This is a genomic window from Nitratidesulfovibrio sp. 1201_IL3209 (assembly GCF_036763125.1).
Classification (GTDB): Bacteria; Desulfobacterota; Desulfovibrionia; order Desulfovibrionales; family Desulfovibrionaceae; genus Cupidesulfovibrio.
On sequence record NZ_JBAIYT010000011.1, the window covers coordinates 83,843 to 102,490 of the forward strand.

The 18,648-nt window shown below is 70.0% G+C and carries 13 protein-coding genes and 1 tRNA gene; 5 read left to right on the top strand and 9 right to left on the bottom strand.

Annotation, left to right across the window (positions count from 1 at the left end; all coding sequences use genetic code 11):
* Window positions 1-23 precede the first annotated feature (23 nt).
* The gene (locus V6B97_RS07480; protein WP_333505875.1) at window positions 24-1,025 is read left to right on the top strand and encodes a KpsF/GutQ family sugar-phosphate isomerase; all 1,002 of its coding nucleotides are present in this window, start codon (window positions 24-26) and stop codon (window positions 1,023-1,025) included.
* Window positions 1,026-1,085: 60 nt separating this feature from the next.
* Window positions 1,086-1,613, top strand: a complete 528-nt coding sequence (locus tag V6B97_RS07485; RefSeq protein ID WP_012613416.1) for an acyl-CoA thioesterase — start codon at window positions 1,086-1,088, stop codon at window positions 1,611-1,613.
* A gap of 96 nt (window positions 1,614-1,709) precedes the next feature.
* Here the strand turns inward: V6B97_RS07485 and V6B97_RS07490 are convergent, their stop codons facing one another.
* From V6B97_RS07490 to V6B97_RS07500, 3 genes are all read right to left on the bottom strand, one after another.
* Window positions 1,710-3,158, bottom strand: a complete 1,449-nt coding sequence (locus V6B97_RS07490) for a cyclic 2,3-diphosphoglycerate synthase (protein ID WP_333505876.1) — start codon at window positions 3,156-3,158, stop codon at window positions 1,710-1,712.
* A 261-nt stretch (window positions 3,159-3,419) separates the two neighbouring features.
* Entirely contained in the window at window positions 3,420-7,670 is a 4,251-nt protein-coding gene (locus V6B97_RS07495; protein WP_333505877.1) for an AAA family ATPase, read from the bottom strand.
* Window positions 7,670-9,172: a DNA repair exonuclease gene (locus tag V6B97_RS07500; RefSeq protein WP_333505878.1), complete on the bottom strand. Its 1,503-nt coding sequence runs from the start codon at window positions 9,170-9,172 to the stop codon at window positions 7,670-7,672. Before V6B97_RS07500 ends, V6B97_RS07495 begins: the two co-directional genes overlap by 1 nt.
* 265 nt (window positions 9,173-9,437) lie before the next feature.
* Here V6B97_RS07500 and dinB point away from each other — a divergent pair, with 265 nt between their 5' ends.
* Window positions 9,438-10,793, top strand: coding sequence for a DNA polymerase IV (dinB, locus tag V6B97_RS07505; RefSeq protein WP_333505879.1), 1,356 nt, complete (start codon window positions 9,438-9,440; stop codon window positions 10,791-10,793).
* 37 nt (window positions 10,794-10,830) lie between these two features.
* On the opposite strand, the gene V6B97_RS07510 is transcribed toward dinB, so the two are convergent.
* The 5 genes from V6B97_RS07510 to V6B97_RS07530 all read right to left on the bottom strand — a co-directional run bounded on the left by V6B97_RS07510 (window position 10,831) and on the right by V6B97_RS07530 (window position 15,562).
* A complete protein-coding gene (locus V6B97_RS07510; protein WP_333505880.1) occupies window positions 10,831-11,604 on the bottom strand; it encodes an aminotransferase class IV in 774 nt (257 codons plus the stop codon).
* Entirely contained in the window at window positions 11,601-13,145 is a 1,545-nt protein-coding gene (locus V6B97_RS07515; protein WP_333505881.1) for a chorismate-binding protein, read from the bottom strand. The genes V6B97_RS07510 and V6B97_RS07515 overlap by 4 nt, the downstream gene beginning before the upstream one ends.
* On the bottom strand, window positions 13,117-13,767 hold the full coding sequence (locus V6B97_RS07520; RefSeq protein ID WP_333505882.1) for an aminodeoxychorismate/anthranilate synthase component II: 651 nt from the start codon (window positions 13,765-13,767) through the stop codon (window positions 13,117-13,119). The genes V6B97_RS07515 and V6B97_RS07520 overlap by 29 nt, the downstream gene beginning before the upstream one ends.
* 290 nt (window positions 13,768-14,057) lie before the next feature.
* Entirely contained in the window at window positions 14,058-14,900 is an 843-nt protein-coding gene (locus V6B97_RS07525) for a polyphenol oxidase family protein (protein WP_333505883.1), read from the bottom strand.
* On the bottom strand, window positions 14,891-15,562 hold the full coding sequence (locus V6B97_RS07530) for a 5-formyltetrahydrofolate cyclo-ligase (protein ID WP_333505884.1): 672 nt from the start codon (window positions 15,560-15,562) through the stop codon (window positions 14,891-14,893). The genes V6B97_RS07525 and V6B97_RS07530 overlap by 10 nt, the downstream gene beginning before the upstream one ends.
* Window positions 15,563-15,920: 358 nt before the next feature.
* Here V6B97_RS07530 and V6B97_RS07535 point away from each other — a divergent pair, with 358 nt between their 5' ends.
* On the top strand, window positions 15,921-16,598 hold the full coding sequence (locus V6B97_RS07535; protein ID WP_333505885.1) for a metallophosphoesterase family protein: 678 nt from the start codon (window positions 15,921-15,923) through the stop codon (window positions 16,596-16,598).
* Between the two features lie 241 nt (window positions 16,599-16,839).
* Window positions 16,840-16,916 (top strand) — tRNA-Met (locus V6B97_RS07540).
* 152 nt (window positions 16,917-17,068) lie between these two features.
* Here V6B97_RS07540 and V6B97_RS07545 read toward each other — a convergent pair.
* Window positions 17,069-18,397, bottom strand: coding sequence for a hypothetical protein (locus V6B97_RS07545; RefSeq protein WP_333505886.1), 1,329 nt, complete (start codon window positions 18,395-18,397; stop codon window positions 17,069-17,071).
* Window positions 18,398-18,648: the final 251 nt, after the last annotated feature.

Consider the following 18,648-nt stretch of genomic DNA (forward strand, 5'->3'; position numbering starts at 1 on the left):
AACATCCACAGGATTTCCACGGCATGAGCGATTGCACCTGCGGCCAGCGCCGCACCGACTGGATACCCCTCGGGCGTGACGTGCTCGACATCGAAATCGAAGGTCTTACCGCCGTGCGCGACAGGCTCGGCCCCTCGTTCGAGGCGGCGCTGGCGCTGCTGGCGGGCTGCCGGGGCCGCGTGGTGGTCACCGGGCTCGGCAAGTCGGGCCTGGTGGGCCGCAAGCTGGCGGCCACCCTTTCCTCCACCGGCACGCCCGCGTTCTTCCTGCACCCGGTGGAAGGCGCCCACGGCGACATGGGCAGCCTGCGGGCGGAGGACGTGGTCATCGCCATCTCCAACTCCGGCGAGACGGACGAACTGAACGCCATCCTGCCCAGCCTGCGGGCCATCGGCGCCTCCATCATCGCCATGACCGGCGCGGCGCAGTCCACCCTGGGCCGCGCCGCCGACGTGGTGCTGGATGCCGGCGTCCCGCGCGAGGCGTGCCCCCACAACCTGGCTCCCACGGCCTCCACCACGGCGGTGCTGGCCCTGGGCGACGCCTTGGCCGTGTGTCTCATCCATTGGAAATCGTTCACCGAAAATGACTTCCTGCGCTACCACCCCGGCGGTTCGCTGGGCCAGCGGCTGCGCCTGCGCGTGCATGAGTTGATGCACACCACGGGCATCCCCGTGACCCAGGACGACGTGGGCCAGGAAGAGGCCGTGCGCGTGCTGGACAAGGGCGGCTTCGGCGCGGTGGCCGTGGTGGACGGCAGCGGCAGGCTGATGGGCATCCTTACGGACGGCGACGTGCGCCGCGCGGTGATCCGGGGCGACTACGCCCCGCGCACGCCGGTGACGGCCATCATGACCCGCAACCCGCGCAGCGCCCGCAGCGACCAGTCCGTGGCCGAACTGCTGGACGTCATGGAGCAGAAGGCCATTACCGTGCTGCCCATCGTGGACGACGCGCACCGCCTGGTGGGCCTCGTCCACCTGCACGACCTGCTGGGCAAGGGCGGGGTGAGCTTCGCCGGGTAGGTCCGGCGCGCCCCCCGCATCCGCGTTTCCGTCACCCTCACACCGCCCGGAGCCAGCCGCATGAGCGCCAAGCGCGTGCAAGACAGCGAAGTGGTGATGACCCACCGCCCCCTGCCCGAGGACGCCAACCCCGCGGGCAACGTGCACGGCGGGGTCATCCTGAAACACATCGACCTGGCCGGGGCCGTGGCCGCCATGCGCCACTGCCGCACCGCCGTGGTGACGGCCTCCATCGACCGCATGGACTTCCGCGCGCCGGTGCACGTGGGCGAGCTGATGCAACTGAAGGCCAGCGTGAACCTGGCGGGCGGCACCTCGCTGGAGGTGGGCGTGCGGGTGGAGGCGGAAAACCTGCTCACCGGCGAATCGCGCCACGCCGCCTCGGCCTACCTGACCTTCGTGTCCATGGGGCCGGACCGCAAGCCCGTGCCCGTGCCGGAACTGCTGCTGGAAACGCCCGCCCAGCACCGCCGCAACCGCGAGGCGCAACGCCGCCGCGAACAGCGGCGCGACGAGCGCAAGCGCGAGAAGGCCGCGCAGGAAGCGCTGGCCACGGCCACCGTGGAAGAGGTGGAGCACTATTACTGAGGCCGCCTCGCCGCAGTGCTGCCGCAAAAGGGGGACGTCGCATCTGCGGCGTCCCCCTTTGTCATGGGGCATGGCTTCGTGGGGCTGATCCCTGCGCTACTCCATGCCCAGCAGTTCCAGCACGGTTTCCGCCAGCCCGTGGGACGGCTGCGTGCCAGCGGCGGCTTCGGCCCTGTCGCGGTAGGTGTAGCGCACCCGCAGCCACGGCCGGTCGATGCGGATCAGCCGGTCCAGGCGCACCGGCGTGCCCAGCAGCACCAGGTCGCACGGCGTGGCGTTGATGGTGGCCTCCAGGTCATCCAGCTGCTTGCGCGAGTAGCCCATGGCGGGCAGGGCCTTGCCCAGGTGGGGGTAGTTCTCGAATACCTGCTTCAGCGAGCCGTGGGCGTACGGGCGCGGGTCGGCGATGCGGCCCGCGTCGTGCATTTCCGCCGCCGCCTGCGCCGCGCCGAAGGGCAGCCCGCCGTGGGTCAGGGTGGGGCCGTCCTCCACCAGCAGCACGCGCGACTTGCGGATGGCGGCGGGGTCGTCCACCTCGATCACCGAATCAGCCAGCAGCACCCGCGCGGCGGGGTTCACGGCGGCCACGTTGGCGCGCACCGTGGCCACCTGCGCGGGCGTGGCCGTGTCCACCTTGTTGATGACCGCCACGTGGCACATGCGCAGGTTGGTCTCGCCGGGGTGGTAGGTCAGTTCGTGCCCGGCGCGCAGCGGGTCGAGCACGGTCAGGTGCACGTCCGGCCGGAAGAAGGGTGTGTCGTTGTTGCCGCCGTCCCACAGCAGCACGTCGGCCTCGGCCTGCGCCGCCGCCAGGATGCGCGCGTAGTCCACCCCGGCGAACACGGTGATGCCCGCGTCCACCAGGTGTTCGTATTCCTCGCGTTCCTCCACCGTGCAGTCGGCGGCGTCCATGTCCGCGTGGCTGGCGAAGCGCTGTACCGTTTGTTTGGCAAGGTCGCCGTAGGGCATGGGGTGGCGCACCACCACCGGGCGGATGCCGCGCTCCACAAAGGCCGCGCACAGGTGCCGGGTGACCGGCGACTTGCCGCAGCCGGTACGCACGGCGGTGACGGCCACCACCGGCTTGTCCGCGCGCAGCATGGTGGCGGCGGGCGACAGCAGGCGGAAGTCCGCCCCGGCGGCCAGGGCCAGCGAGGCGGCGTGCATGACCGCCTCGTGCGAAACGTCGCTGTAGGAAAAGATCACCTCGTGCACGTGGTTGTCGCGGCACAGGGCTGCCAGTTCGCGTTCGGCCAGGATGGGCACGCCGTCCGGGTGGCGCGGCCCGGCCAGCGCGGCGGGGTAGCAGCGGCCGTCGATATCCGGGATCTGGGCGGCGGTGAAGGCCACCACGTGCACGGCCGGGTCGTCGCGCAGCAGCACGTTGAAGTTGTGGAAGTCGCGTCCGGCCGCGCCCATGATGACGATATTGCGCACCCCGGCCGCATCGGCGGGCGCGGGGGCGCGGCAGGTGGCGGGCAGCGGGGACGCGACGGGGGAGCCGGGATGCGAAGGGGGCGACGTGGCGCGGAATGACGAGGTCATGCGGGGCGGGCCTCCTGTGGGTGTCGGTGGGCGCGGAAGGAACGGCGCGACGCGGGCCGGGCACGCAATGGGCCCCAGACAGGCCCAGACAGCGCAGTCGGGCGAGTTGGGCGTGGCCGGGCGGCCGCGCGGGACTGCGGGAACCGTCCGGGACAACCCGGAACCGGGGGAACCGCCCCCATGGTATGGCCGGGCCGGGCGGTCGCGTCAACCGGAAGGGGGCTGAAGGACGGGCTAAGGGGCGGCGGCGCGCCGGGAGGTTCAGGAGGCCGGGGTGATGGTTCCGCGTTCCACGGTGAACAGGGCCGCTCCGGGCGCGGCATGCCGCAACATGTCCACGGTGTGCGGGTGGCAGGTGAAGAACAGGATCTGGTGCGGTTTCGCACCGCTTGGGCTGCCTGTGCTGCCGGGATTGTCCGGGGTGCCCGCGTCCGCGCGTCCGGTGGCGTCGGCGGGCTGTCCGCCGTCTTCCCCACCGGCGCCCGTCCCGCACAGGTCTGCCAGGGCGGCGGCGGTGCGCGCCGCGCGTTCCGGGTCGAAGTTGACCAGGATGTCGTCCATGATCAGCGGCAACGGCTCGGCGTGCAGGGCGTGGGTGCGCACGTAGCCCAGGCGCAGGGCCAGGTACAACTGCTCGCGGGTGCCCCGGCTGAGGTGCTCGTGCGGCACCGGCTCGCCATCGGCGGGCACGGCGCGGGGCACGCCGTCCTCCAGCGAGGCGGCGATGGATTGCCAGCGCTCCCCGGTGACGGTCCGGAAGATGGCGGCCGCCTCGCGGATCACGTGGGGCTGGCGCTCCCGCTCGAAGCGTCGCCGCGCCGTGTCGATGAGGTGGCGGGCCAGGGCGTTGCGGCTCCATTCCAGGGCCATCTGGCGGGCCGATTCCAGCAGGGCGGCCTCCTGCCTGCGCAGGGCGGCCACCTCGTCGGCCGAAGTCACCAGATCGCGCTGGGCGCGCAAGTCGGCGATGCGCTGCACCAGTTCCGCCTCCCGCGCGGCAAGTCCGGCCAGTTCCGTGGCCAGTTCGTCGCAGCGGGCCTGCATGGCCTCCCGGTCGGCGCTGGCCAGTTCGGCGCGCAGCACGGCCAGCGGGTCTGCCGACGGAATGGGGGGGGCGGGGGATGCGCCGTCCGGCACGTGTGCGGTGCTGCCAGGGAAAATGTCCGGCAGGGCGGCGGACAGGTGCCCGGTCAGGTCGCCCTTGCGGCGCAGCAGTTCCTGCCGTTCGGCAAAGAACGCGGCGCGGCGCAGGAAGTCTTCCCCGTCGGCCGCGCCACCGGCGGCCAGCAGTTCGGCCACGGCGGCCTCGGCGGCGGCGTGGGCGGCCTCGGCCTCGCGCAGTTCGGCCAGCAGTTCCGCGTGGCGGGCGGCCAGCCTGTCCCGTTCGGCGGCCATGGACACGGCGGCTTCGGCGGCGGTGGCCAGCGCGTCCAGCATGGTCACGGAGTCTTCGGCGCGGGCGGCGTCGGGCAGGGCGCTGGCGCAGTCCGTGGCAATGCGGGCCAGCGGGGTTTCCAGCGCGGCCAGTTCCGCCTCCAGCGCGGCGCGGCGGGCGGCCAGTCCGGTGGCCTCGTTGTCCAGGCGCAGCCAGTCGTCCATGACCGCAAGGGCGTCGCGGGCGGTGGCCGGGGTCAGGTCCGGGGACAGGCCGCGCTGGGCCAGCCAGTCGCGCCATGCGCCGGTGGCCGCGCCCGCCGTGGCCGTGGCGGCTTCCTGCGCGGCCTCGGCCGCCTGCAAGGCGGCCAGGGCCTGCTGTTCCCGCTCACGCCGGGCGGCCAGTTCCGACATGGCGCGTTCCCGCTCCTGCCGCCGGGCCTCGGCGGCGCGCAGGTCGGCCAGCAGTCGGTCCACCCCGGCCAGCAGGGCGGCGGCCGCCTCGTCGTTCACTTCCGGCCCGTCCGGTCCGTCGGGGCACAGCGGGGCCAGGGCGGGCACGTCGCGGGCGGCTTCGGCCAGCGCGGTCACCTGTTCCTTCAGGGCCGCCACCCGGGCGGCCAGCGCATCGGCCTGGGCCGCGCGGGCCGCGCAAGCGTCCACCCGGTCGAACAGCCCGGCCGCCGCCTCGGGGGTGAAGGATTCCGGCAGGTCGAGTCCGGCGCAGTACGTCGTCCAGTCCGCGCGGGCCTGATGCAGGGTCGCTTCCGCCGCCTCGCGGATGTGCAGGGCCTGCATGTGCCGGATGCGCAGGGTGACGCAGTCGGTCTCCCGGGCGGCCGCCTCGGCATCGGCCCGGTCGCGCCGGGCGCGCTCGTCGCGGGCATGTTCCAGCGCGCGTTCCGTGGCATCGAGCAAGCCCTGCAGATCGGGCAAGGCAGGGCCGTCCATGGGGGCATCCGCCCCATTCGGCCCGGTCCGGTCCAGTCCGGCCCCATGCAGCAGCCGGGCCGCCTCGGCGCGCAGCGCGTCATTGCGCTGGGCCAGTTCCTGACGCCGCGCCGCAAGCCGGGCGGCGCGGGCCGCATGGGCGGCCAACTCCGCCGCATCACGCCGGGGCCAGCCCGCCGCCAGCAGCGCAAGGCCGCACAGCGCGGCCACCCCGCACAGGTACACGGGCGCGAGGCCCATGGCAGCCAGGGGGGGCAGCCCGGACTGTCCGAGTTCTCCGAGCAGGCCGGTAAGGTCCAGCGCGCCGCGCCATGCCGCCAGCAGCGCCCCGGCGGAAATCGCGCCCGCCGCCAGCAGCGCGCCGCCAAGGGTCAACAGTGTTGCCGAGTTGCGGACCACGGGCGCGGTGGCCGCATGGTCACGTTCGGCGCGGGCGGCCTCGGCCGCGCGTTCCGCCTCCAGGGTCAGTCCGTTGGCCACATGGCGCAGACGGCGCACGGCGTCTGCCCGGCGGTCCAACTCCTCTCCGGGGGCAGCGGAGATGGCCCGCGCGGCCAGGATGGCCCGGTCGCGGCGGGCGGCCAGGTCGTCCAGTTGCGCGGCCAGTTCGTCGGCGCGGCGGGCGGCGTCGCGGGCCGCGTCGGTGGCGTCGCTGACGGTGCGGGCGCGGGCGGCCAACGCCTCGCGGGCGCGGGGCGAGGTGTCGAGCCCGCGCAGGGTGTCCGGGGTCCAGCGGGGGGAAATGTCCGTCAGCGACCGGACCAGCGCGGCGGCCTGCACGTCCAGTTGGGCGCGCAGGCCCGGCAGTTCGGCCAGGGCGGCCCCGGCCTGGGCGCGCAGGGTGCGCAGCCGTTCGGCCTGTTCCGCGTCCGGCGCGGCGGCGGGGTCCGCGCCCAGCCCGTCGGCCTGGGCCTGGACCTGAACATGGACCAGTTCCGCCGCGTGGCGGGCGGCCTCGTGCTCGGCGGCGCGGCGGTCGCGCTCGGCGCGGGCCTGGCGCAGGTCGGCCCCGGCCGTTTCCATGGCCGCCTCGTGCGCGGCCATGGCCTCGCGCGTGAACAGCGAACGGTCGAAGCCGCGCACCCGTTCCGGGGTCCAGTCCGCGCCAAGGGCGGCCAGCAGCCGTTCCCGGTCGGCGCGGTTGCGCTCCATGTCGGCCAGCAGGGCGGGCAGGGCGGCGCGGGCGTTGCGGTAGCTGGCCTTGCGCTCCAGCAACGCGCGCAGTTCCGGCGCGGCGGCCAGCAGCCGGGCGTCCGGCGTGCGTTGCGTCAGCGTGGCCTCCAGCGTCGTCAACTGGCCGCGCAGCCCCTGCGCCCGGAGGGCGCGTTCGGAGGCGCGCTCGCGCTCCCGCTCGAAGCGCGCCCCGCCGTCCTGCGGAAAGCGCTCGACCACCACCTCCAGCCGGGCCAGTTGCCCTTCCACCGCCATCAGTTCCTGCCACTGCCGCCACACGCCCAGACGGCGTTCCAGCGCGCGGTGCTCCGCCTCGCGCGTGGCGCGGTCGCCGCGCACCCCGGCCAGCCGGGCGGACAGGTCGTCCAGTTCCGCGGACAGGGCGTCGTAGCGGGCGGTGTCCCGCTCGTGGGCGCGCAGGCTGGCGCGCAGGACTTCCAGTTCCTTCAACGCCTCGTTGAGCGGCTTCTTGCGGCCTTCCGGCAGGTACAGCGCGGCCATGCGGCCGGAAAGGTCGTTCAGCAACTGGCTGGGCGGACGCAGCCCCTGTCCGGCCCCGGCGCCCAGCAGCACGTTGCGCGCGCCTTCCGCCGAGAGCGAGGAAAATTCCTGCAATTCCGACAGGCTGAACCCGTAGATGTTGCGGTACAGATCCGGGGTGACACCGTGCAGCAGGGCGGTGGCCAGTTCCGGGTCCAGGGGCGCGCCCTGGGCGTCGGTGAGGGTCAGCGTGCCGCCGTGCGGGCCGGGGCGGCGGGTGAGCCGCACCACGCCGCAGCGGTCGGTGTGCAGGGTAAGCGTGCCGCCCGCCCCGGCCGCGCGGCCGGAAAGGGGCACCCGGTGCGCGGCGCGGCTGCGCGGGTAGCCCGCCAGCATGGCCCGGAAGAAGTCGAGGCAGGTGGACTTGCCCGCCTCGTTGCTGCCCAGGAAGATGGACAGCCCCGGCGGCAGGTGCGGGATGGTCTGGCCCGCGAGAACCCCGAAGCCATCGATATGCGCGCGCTGGATGTACATCAGTCGGCCTCCAGCATGTCGCAGCAGATGCGTTCGGCGTCGTCCAGCAGGGCGGCCAGGTCTTCGGGCGACAGGGCATCGGACGGGCCGAGGAAGCGTCGGCCGCGCGCGCCGTCGTACAGCGGGCCGAGCACGGCGGCGGCCAGGGCGCGCAGGGTATCGGGATCGGGCGGGGGGGAACTGTCGGGCGGTGGCCCGTCAAGGGACGCGGCGGCATCGCCACCCGCCGGGCAGGCGGCCGGGTCGCCCGCAGGCGGTACCGGCAGGCCGCGCGCGGCGGCGGCCACGCGCAGCACTTCGCCCAGCAGGTCGTCGCGGCGGCGCAGCGCGTCCATGTCCACGTCGGGCCGGGTGCGCAGTTCGATGTCCTTGACCCATATCAGTGGGGCCAGCGGGTCCAGCGAGGCCCCGGCCTCGCGCAGCATTTCCAGCAATGCCCCGGCCGCGCCGGGGCGGCGCAACTGGCGGTCCAGCGGGCCGCGCCCGCGCAGGACCACCCGGAACAGGGTGACTTCAATGGGGAAGGCGGGCGTACCGGATGCATCCTCCCCGGCGGCGCGTTCCATGGCTTCCAGGATGCGGCCGTGCAGCGCTTCCAATGATGCCGCGCCGTCGGGCGCGTCCACATCGTCGGGACTGTCGCCGTCATTGCCGCCATTGCCGCCGCCATTATCTATGGACACTTCCACAACCTGCCAGCGCACCGGGGCCAGCGGCCGGAATTCCAGTTCCACCTCGCCGTCGTCGTGCACGGTGACCAACTGGCAGCCGCGCGGCCCGTCCTCGTTGACGTGCAGCCCCTGGGTGGAGCCGGGGTAGACCACGTGGGGCCGCACGCGCAGCACCTGCGGCAGGTGGATGTGTCCCAGCGCCCAGTAGTCCAGGCCCGTGGCGGCCAGGTCGTCCAGGGTGCAGGGGGCGTAGCGGCCCGCGTCGCGACTGCCCGGGGTGGCGCCCACGTTGCAGTGCAGCACGCCGATCTGCGGCGCGCCGGGGGGCACCTCCATGCCCCGGATCATGCCTTGGGCCGTGGCGGCGCGGGCAAAGCGTTTGGCCAGGTTGCGGCCCTCGCGGTCGGTCTCGTGGCTGATGCCGTGCACCACCGCCGCCACGCGCCCGTCGCGGATCACCGGGTGGGCCTCCACCTGCGGGCCGAACACGGTGACCCCGCCCGGCCAGTGCAGGGATTTCACCCGCGAGGTCAGCGGGTCGTGGTTGCCGTGGGCGATGAACACCCGCACCCCCGCGTCCGCCAGGCGCGCGCAGCCGTCGCGCAGGGCCACCTGGGCGCGCAGGCTGCCGTCCTCGTGGTTGTGCACGTCGCCCGCGATGATCAGGGCGTCGGGCCGTTCGGCAAGGCACAGTTCCACCAGCCGTTCCCACGCGGTGAAGGTGGCGCGGTGCAGCCGGTCGGCCAGGCGGGGCGGAAGGTCGCGCGAGACGCCCGCGAAGGCGGCGTCGAGGTGCAGGTCTGCGGCGTGGACGAAGCGGAACGCTGGCATGGGTGACCGGGGGTTGGGGTGCGGCTGGAAGTGAAGACGGCTTCGATGGAGTGCGCGCGGCACGGCCTTCCGGGCTCTGCCCGGTCCCGTGCGGCGGCGGCGCGCCTACCTGTCTAGCACGGCGGGCGGCGGGCCGTCACCGTGCCCGCGCCGGAGCGGCCGGGCGGGCGTCCGCCCTGTTTCCGCCCCCGCCCCCCGCTCCTCCCCCAGTCCGGACAAGCGCGCCCCGCTTCCGGCCCCGTGTCCGCTTTGCTAGAATACGCCCATGGCGCAGCGCTGGATCATGCATATCGACATGGACGCCTTCTTCGCGTCCGTGGAGCAGATGGACGACCCCTCCCTGCGGGGCAAGCCGGTGGCCGTGGGCGGCGCCCACCGGGGGGTCGTCGCCGCCGCGTCGTACGAGTCGCGGCGCTTCGGCGTGCGTTCGGCCATGCCCATGAGCACGGCGCTGCGGCTGTGCCCGCAGTTGATCGTGGTGCCGGGGCGCATGCGCCGCTACGCCGAGATTTCGCGCCGCGTCATGGACGCGCTGCGCGAGTTTTCGCCACTGGTGGAGCCCGCCTCGGTGGACGAGGCCTATCTGGACGCCACGGGGCTGGAACGGCTGTTCGGCCCGGTGGAGACCATGGGCATGGCGGTGAAGGCCCGCGTGCGCGACGTGACCGGCGGGCTGACCTGTTCGGTGGGCGCGGCCCCGGTGAAGTTCCTGGCCAAGATCGCCTCGGACGTGAACAAGCCCGACGGCCTGTTCATCCTGTACCCGCAGGACGTGCCGGAATTCCTGCGCGCCCTGCCCGTGGGCCGCATACCGGGGGTGGGCAAGCGGTCTCTGGCCGCGCTGGAACAGCTTGGCGTGCGCAGCGCGGGCGACGTGCTGCGTTACTCGCGCGAGTTCTGGGAACGGCGCTTCGGCAAGGGCGGCGTGCACCTGCACGAGCGGGCCAGCGGCGCGGACCCGCGCGAGGTGGAGCCGTATTCCGAGCCCAAGTCGGAAAGCGCGGAGAACACCTTTGCCGAGGACACCGCAGACCGCGCCGTGCTGCGGCGCTGGCTGCTGGCGCAGTCCGAGCGGGTGGGGGCGTCGCTGCGGCGGCAGCGGCTGGCGGGGCGCACCATCACGCTGAAGGTGAAATACGCGGACTTCCGGTCCATCACCCGCAGCCACAGCCTGCCCGGACCCACGGCATCCACCGAGACCATCTTCGACGAGGCGTGCCGGTTGCTGGACGCCCTGGACCTGGCGGACAAGGTGCGGCTGATCGGGGTGGGGGTGTCCAACTTCGGCCCGGCCCACCACGGCCCGCGCCAGTTGCCCCTGCCGCTGGATATTCCCGGCAGGGGGAGGGGCAGGGACCGGTCGGGCCGGGAAACGACAGGCCCGGGGAAGGGCAGAGACGCCGGGGCGCGGGGCGCGGACGGCGCGCGTTCCGTGGGGGTATCCGCCGAGCATGACGAGCAGGACGCCCCCGCCCCCGCAATTCCCCCCGAATCCATTACCCCGCCCGACGAGAGCCGCCGCAAGAAGCTGGACGCCGCGCTGGACGCCCTGCGCGACCGGCACGGCCGCGAGGCCGTGGTGCGTGGCCGTCTGTTCGGGTTCGATTCCAGAAAGAAGTAGTCCGGTACGCGCGGCGTCGCGGCCTTTTCAGTCCCCGTCACTCCCCCAGCAACACGGGATTGCACCGCTCGCAGGTGGCGAAATCGGGCGTGAAGGCGTGCGAGCCGATGACCGAGACCGGGCGCATGCCCAGCAGGGAATTGAGCAGGTAGGCGTGGCGGAAGGAACGCAATTCTCCGGCGCGCACGGTGCAGTCGCGCACGGGCAGGATGTCGCGCACGGCGGCCAGGGTGGTGCTGGGCAGGCGGCAGCCTCCGGTGGGGGTGCAGAAGCAGTCGCCGTCGCCGAACAGCAGGGCGGCGGTGGTGGCCTCCACCACGATGCCGCCGGGCTGGGTGAGCACGGCGTCGTCCTGGCCCAGGGCGCGGGCGGCCCTGCGTTCCAGGTAGCACAGCATGTAGTTCATGGATTTGTGCAGGGCCAGCGAGCCCAGCGTGGCGGGTGGGGCCAGGCGCAGGCTGTAGGTGCGGTCCGGCGCGGGCGGGTCGAAGGGGGCGGCGGTGACCAGCGGCGCGATGGCCGCGTCCTCGTCCTCCAGCGGGGCGATGATGTTCACCCGCGCCTGCCGTCCGGCAAGGCCGTTGGCGCGCACCACTTCCGCGATGACCGCCGGGTAGTCCACGGGTTCGGCCACGAGGCCGAAGTGGGCCAGGCTGGCCTGCAACCGCGCCAGGTGCGCGTCCAGGCGGCTGGGTCCGTGCCCGTTCCACAGGATGGTTTCGAACAACCCGGCCCCGTACCGGAAGGCCGGACTGCCGATGTCCAACCGTACCCCGCCCTCGTGCAGCCCTCCGCCCCGCCAGTGGATCATGCGCATACCTCCCGGAAGTTGGCTCCCTTGGCCCATGTCTCCTCGTATTCGCTTTCCGGGTCCGAGTCCACGACGATGCCGCTGCCCGCGCAATGTTCGAAGCATCCGGCGGCGGCGTCGTGCCAGCCGGTGCGGATGGCGATGGAGGCGTCCATGGCGCGGGCGTCGGCCACGGCCAGCAGGCTGCCGCAGTACACCTCGCGGCTGTGCGGTTCCCCGGCCTCGATGATGGCCAGGGTGCGCCGCTTGGGGCAGCCGGTCACCGAGCCGCCGGGAAAGGCGGACAGCAGCAGGTCCAGGCAGGTGCGGTCGGGCCGCAGCGCGCCGGTGACGTCGGAATACATCTGCACCAGGCCGCTGGCCGCGCCGCCCACGCGAAAGGTGGCGCAGTGCCGGGACACGGCCACGCTGCCATGGGCGCAGTCGGCCGAGATGTCGTTGCGCACCAGATCCACGATCATGGACAGTTCGGCGCGTTCCTTGGGGGTGGCGGCCAGCAGGCCGGGCAGATCGGGGCGCCAGGCCGGGTGCGGCGTGCCGGGGCCGAAGGCCAGGGTGCCCTTTATGGGCTGCGAGAGCACGCGGGCCGGGCCGCCGCCCGGCGCATCCACGCGCAGGAACCGCTCCGGCGAGGCGGAGACCACATGGCGCGCGCCCACCCGGAACAGCCCGTGAAAGGGCGCGGGCCGGGTGCGCCACAGGTGCAGGGACAGGGCCGCCGGGTCCAGCCCCGGCGCGTGCAGGCCGAAGCGGGTGGACAGGTTGCACTGGTAGGTGTCGCCCGCGCGGATGCGGCGCAGCACCTCGCGCACGCCCGCCGTGTACCCGGCGCGGTCAAGCGAAGGCGGGAGGGCGGCGCAGCCGGAGGGCGCGGTGAATGCGACGGGCGGGGGGGCATCCGTCAGCAGCCGGGCGCAGCGGGCGGCCAGGTCCGGCGGGCCGTCCGGGTGGACGGAAAGGGTCAGCGCGCCGGTGGCCGGGTTCCAGCGGGCCAGCCCATGGTAGCGGCGCAGCAGGGCGTGCGGCAGCACGCGGGGCTTGGCGCTGCGGATGCCGAAGCGCGGCAGGCCGTAGGTGTAGGCCAGGAAGCCGAGGGCCATGTCGTGGTCGGTGCGGGCGGGGCGCCAGGGCAGGGGGGAGGCGTCCCGGCCGCGCACGGAGGGGTGCGGCCCGAGCGGCGGCGGCAGGCCGAGAAAGGCGGCCAGCGCGGCGTCGGTGTGCGGGCCGGGTTCGTGGTCCGGGTGGTGCGTACCGGACGCGGGGTCTCCCAGGCACAGTTCCTGGCGCGGGCCGATGCCGACGAGGCAGCACGGGCCTTGGCCCTCGCCGCCGGGCCAGACCGTCCAGCCGGGGGGCATGGCGGTGTGGACATGGGGAGCGGAAGGTGCGCCGGAATCGGCGGGTGCGGAATTCATGTGACCGGCATCCGCCTGACAGGGGTCCGGGTGGCACAGCAGCAGGTCCGTGCCCTGCCGGGCGCAGGCCAGGGCAAAGGCCGCGAAGGCGTCGGCGTCAGCGCAGGCCGAGAGCGTGCAACGCATGGCGTATCCACCACACCCCGTCCGGGGTGAGGAACGATTCGGGGTGAAACTGGTAGCCCAGCAGGGGCAGGCGTTCGTGCCGGGCGGCCATGACCACCCCCTGCCCGTTGCGGGCCAGCACGCGCATGCCCGCGCCCATGGCGGACAGGTGCAGCGAGTGGTAGCGGGCCACGGTGCGCGCCTGCCCGGCGTAGTGCAGCGTGTCCGGCTTGCCGTGCACGCAGCCCGGCAGCGGCGCGGTGACCCCGCCGAAATGGGCGTTGATGATCTGGAGGCCCAGGCAGATGCCCAGCACGGGCACCGGCACGGAGTTGGAGGTGTGGGGCGGGGGAGACGGCGGGGCGGCGGCTGCCGCGTGCGCGTGGGCCATCCTTGTGTCCTCTCCGCCCAGCAGCGGAGCGTACTGCGGATATTCCTCGGGCGCGCCGGGACCGGGCGAGATCACCAGCAGGTCCCAGCGTGCGGCAGGGGCCTCGCCCCCGGAGGAGTGGGGCCAGCCGCCCGTGACCTCGGCCAGCCGGTCCACCGGCGCCACCGTGGGAACGCATCCGGTGGCGGCCACCAGCAGATGTTCGAGGTTGCGCGTGAAGCTGTCATGGTTGTCGGCAAGCAGGATGCGCATGCGTGGCTGGTGCGGCGTCCGGTGAGCCGGGCCGGGCTAGGGGCTGTTTCCAAAGTAGGATTTTCGTTCGTTGGCAAGGAAAACGAGCCTGCCATGAGGGAGTATGCCTCTACCGTTAGGCGAGCTTGCGAGCCTTACGGTAGAGGACCGCAGCGCGCTCTTCTCGTATTCGACCGAGCCTTAGCCGTTAGGCGAGCGCGCAGCGCGAGTCTTACGGATAAGGACAGCAAAGCCATGGCAGGTGAAGTTTGACGTGGCCAAAGGGCGAAAGGACAATTTAGAAACAGCCCCTACCCTTCCATCCAGATGATGGACGCCTGCCGCCCGGTGGTGGCGGCGCGGCGGTAGGAGAAGAAGTCGTCGGGCAGGGCGTGGGTGCACAGGTCCAGCCCGAAGATGCGCTCCGGCAGCAGGCCCGCTTCGGCAAGCTGGTGGCGGGTCAGCGTCCACAGGTCCATGGTGCGGCTGGCCGAGCGGAACCAGCGGGCGAAGTCCTGCCCCCATTCCGTGGCGAAGTTGACGAATTCCGCCGCTGCCGGGCCAAGGCTGGGGCCGCGCACGGCCAGCACTTCGCGCGGGGGAAATCCGTAGCGCTCGCAAAAGGCGCGCACCCCCGACTGCGGAAAGCCGATGCGGTTGCCCCGCCATCCGGCGTGCAGCGCGGCCACGTATCTGCCGCTTTCGTGGGCCAGCAGGATGGGCTGGCAGTCCGCCGTCTTGATCACCAGCCCCACGCCGGGGCGCGCGGTGGCCAGCCCGTCGGCCTGGGCCACCGGGGTTGCGGCCAGGGCGGCGGCCAGTTGCACCGGCTCCGGGTCGATGATCATGGCGTCGCCGTGCACCTGTTTGGTCTCCACCCATTCGGCAAGGTCCAGGCTTGCGGCCAGGGCGGCGCGGTTGGCGGCCACGGCGGCGGGGTCGTCGCCCACCTCGTAGGAAATGTTGCCCCCGGCCCACGGACCGTCGGAGATGCCGCCGCGCCGGGTCTGGAAGGCGCAGTGCACCCCCGGCACGCCGGGAAAGGCGAAGCGGATGCAGCGCGGGGTGACGTCGTCGGGATCGGCGGCGGAGCCGGATGACCGGGCGGAGCCGGAAAGCGGCGGAAAGGCCAGCGACGGGGTGGTTACAGCCATGTCAGTCCCTCCTCGGTGCACAGTGCGTGGACGGGGCGGTCCCATGGGGCCACGGGCAGCGCCGGTACGATCTGGAACGCGTAGGCCAGCCCCACCAGCGCGGTGCGGACCATGGCCGGGTGGGCCAGGAAACGGTCGTAGTAGCCCGCGCCGTGGCCAAGGCGGTTGCCCCGCCGGTCGAAGGCCACGCCGGGGATGACGGCAAGGTCGGGCGCGAAGTTGGGCGCAAGGCCGGGCACGGCGTCCATGTCGATGGCCGGGCAGCGGGCGGGGTCCGGCTCCGCGATGCCGTAGCGGCCGGGCTTGAGGTCTGCTGCGCAGGCGCAGGGGGCCAGGCACATCTCGTTGTCGCAGTCGGCGGCGGGGGAGGCGGAGCCGGTAGCGCCGGGCGCGGCGGCGGGCGTCAGGCAGCGCGGCAGCAGCACCTGCTTGCCGTCCGCCCAGGCGGCGTCCAGCAGGCGGGCGGTGGCGGCCTCGTTGCGCACGGCCACGTACAGCAGCACCTGCCGGGCGTTTTGCCATGCCGGTGACGCCAGCAGGGCATCCTGCGCGGCATGGCCCAGGCGGGCGGCCTCGTCGGGCGGCAGCGCGGCGCGGCGGGCCAGCATGGCGCGGCGCAGGGCCTGCCGGGCTTCGGCGTCTGGCGGAGTTGAGTGCGTCATGGTGGGTCTTGGGGTGGGTGTTGGCGTGGGTGTTGGGGTGCGTGCCGGGTGGTGTGTGGACCGGACGGGGCGCGGCCCGGGTCAGCCCCGTCGGGGGTTTTGTCAGGCGGCGGGGCTGTGGTGTAGTGTGCGGGCGCGGGCGGCGACCGTGTGGCAACCGGGTTCCACATCTCCCTCCCCGTCACAACTGCCGGGGTGTGATCGCAAAACAGGTTTTCCGATCCGATGGCAAGGAAAGCAAGCCTGGCATGAAGGGAATATACTCTTATCGTATTTGACCGGAATGGCAGGCGCAGCATGACGTAGCCAGCGGGCGGAAGGACGTTTTGCGAACACACCCTAACAAGGAAGGCACGGCATGCAAAGCGCACCCTACTGGATCGCGTTCGGCGACATCCACGATGACGTCTCGCCCATCGCGGACATTCCCGGCCTGTCCGAGGCGGCGGGGGTGATCATCACCGGCGACATCACCGTGGTGGGCGGCGTGCGGCAGGCCGAGCGCGTGCTGGCGGCCATCGCCGCACGCAACCCGGCCATCCACGCCCAGATCGGCAACATGGACAAGGCCGAGGTGACCGGCTGGCTGGAGGGGCGCGGCTGGAACATCCACCGCGCCGCGCGCGAACTGGCCCCCGGCGTGGGCCTGCTGGGCGCGGGCTATTCCACGCCCACCCCCTTCGGCACGCCCAGCGAGGTGCCGGAGGCGCGGCTGGCCGAATGGCTGGACGCGCTACGGGCCGAGGCGGGCCGCTGGCCCCGGCTGGTGCTGGCCGTGCACACCCCGCCCATGAACAGCCTGTGCGACAGGCTGGGCAACGGGGCGCACGTGGGCAGCCCGGCGGTGCGGGCGTTCATCGAGGCGGTGCAGCCGGACGTGTGCCTGTGCGGGCACATCCACGAATCGCGGGCGGTGGACCACATCGGCCGTACCGTGGTGGTGAACCCCGGCGCGCTGGGGGCGGGCGGCTACGCCGTGGTCACCGCGCCGGAAGACGGCCCGCTGACGGCGGAACTGAAGGTGCTGCGGGGGTAGGCGCGCACGGGCCGGAATGTGTCCCGTGCGGCACGCCGGAGGCCGACGCCCGGCCCCCCCGGCATTCTCGTGTTGCGTGACTGGTCGGTGTGAATGTTTTTTGTCGTGCAAGACCAGTGTGTTGTCGTATATTAGCAGCCTTTTTCGGATTTCATGTTGACACCGAGGGCCGACGGGCATACTTCTAACGCCCCGACGGCAAGGGCCAGCCCACGCCGCCGGACCCGAATTCCGCAGGTGACGCGGGGTGGAGCAGCTCGGTAGCTCGTCGGGCTCATAACCCGAAGGTCGTCGGTTCAAATCCGGCCCCCGCAACCAGTAAAATTAGAGGCTTACAAGGATATCCTTGTAAGCCTCTTTTCGTTGTTGGTGTTTAGCCCCACTATAGCCCCACCTTTTGTTCGGGAAGTGGGGGGGGCTGGTTGTCTCTTTTGTCGCTCAATTGTGTGGGGGTGCCAGGCTAGCGCGTGCTAGCCCGCGCTGCGTCGTCTATTCTTATTGCCCATTTGAGGGAGCGAGTACTCTTGAGCCTGTTTCTGTATGAGTTCTTTTAAGTCGCTCATGATTTTGTTTGCGGCTGTTTTTTTTGTTATCCTGTATAAGTTAATTATCCTGTCATCTGCGGGATTGACGACGATGAGTTCTTTTGTTGTGTTGGCTATTTCCTTGTCTTTCGCTTTGTGCATGTATTTCTCTACAATTATTGCGAGTATTTCTTCGTACGCGCCCATGTTTTTAGAGAAATATTTCCAGGCAGAAATGTATTTTTTAATTAATTCAGGGTCGTCGTCTGGGGATATCTTTGCGTAATGTTTTAGCTCGTCTGAAATGGCGATAGCTTTTTTCCTGTCCGTGTATGTTGTAATGTCGATAAAATCTGTTTTGCTCTCAATGTCTACAGAGCTGATGATCCATGTTCGGAAAGCTTCGTCACGTGCGTCATTTAAGAGATTTATCTCAAGTTGGAATAGATCTTCACTGAGTGTTGGTGGGCGGCTGATATTCTTCATTTTGAAGAAGTAGTATATTGAGCAAAACATTCTGAATGATACTCTCGGATAATTTATTGATTCGCAGGTTTTTTTGTATGAATCATAAATCTTCCTGCATGTGGCGAAATATACATTGCTTTTGTACTCTGCGCAGGAAAATGTTTCGTTATTAATCTTGAAAGTATGAATGATGATGGGGTGTTCATTAATGCTTCCATGATTGTCCTGTTCAACAATGTATGCCTTGAGAGGTCTGGCATGTTCTATGTTTGCTGATATTGTAAAGGTAATTATGTGATTTGTTATTTCTTTTGTAACATGGCTTTCGAAGTGTTCGCTTGTTATGATGTCGTATGGGTTTTGAAGGTCGTCAATTATGATTGTAATTTGTTCGCATTTAGAGAGGCTTTTTTGAATGTTCTTTAGGTCAAAACGAACTTCGCTGTGCGCATCATATATTGGTATTCCAGATATCAACTTGTTCATAACAAGTTCTTTGCCGTATTTATCAAATGCATCAAGTATGCAAATAGGATTTTTTGAAAGAAAAATTTCCTTTGGATCTTTGCCTTTTAGGTATAAATAGAGTGATTTTGTATTGTCTGATGTGTCTTTGATTTTGTGCGAAAGCATTCCATTAATGATGTTGTTGTAGTTCTGAGGGTTTATGGATTCAATTTTCTCTGAAAATTTAACAATACTGCTATTTATGAATATTTCTTCTTTAAAAAAGTCTGAAAACGCATCACACCTTTCATACCCTTTGATGCCATTGTTTTGTGTGTAAGCGCTTTTTTTACGTTTCATATCACGTCCATATGGGTGTCGAAGGTCGTGCTGTAGATGGTGTGCTGTTTGTTGTTGACGGTGCATTCATGCGTGGCCACTGAATATCTGGCTATCGAAAATACACATGTTGGTCAATTTAGGGGGTTCCTCGACGCGAGACGTGGAAATCAGCTTTCTTGACTCTCCTTCCTGACGCATCGTAGCCTTTCCCTTTGCCCAGGAGGGAAGGAGCCGTGGAAGCTAACGATTTACTGACGTTGGGCCTTGGC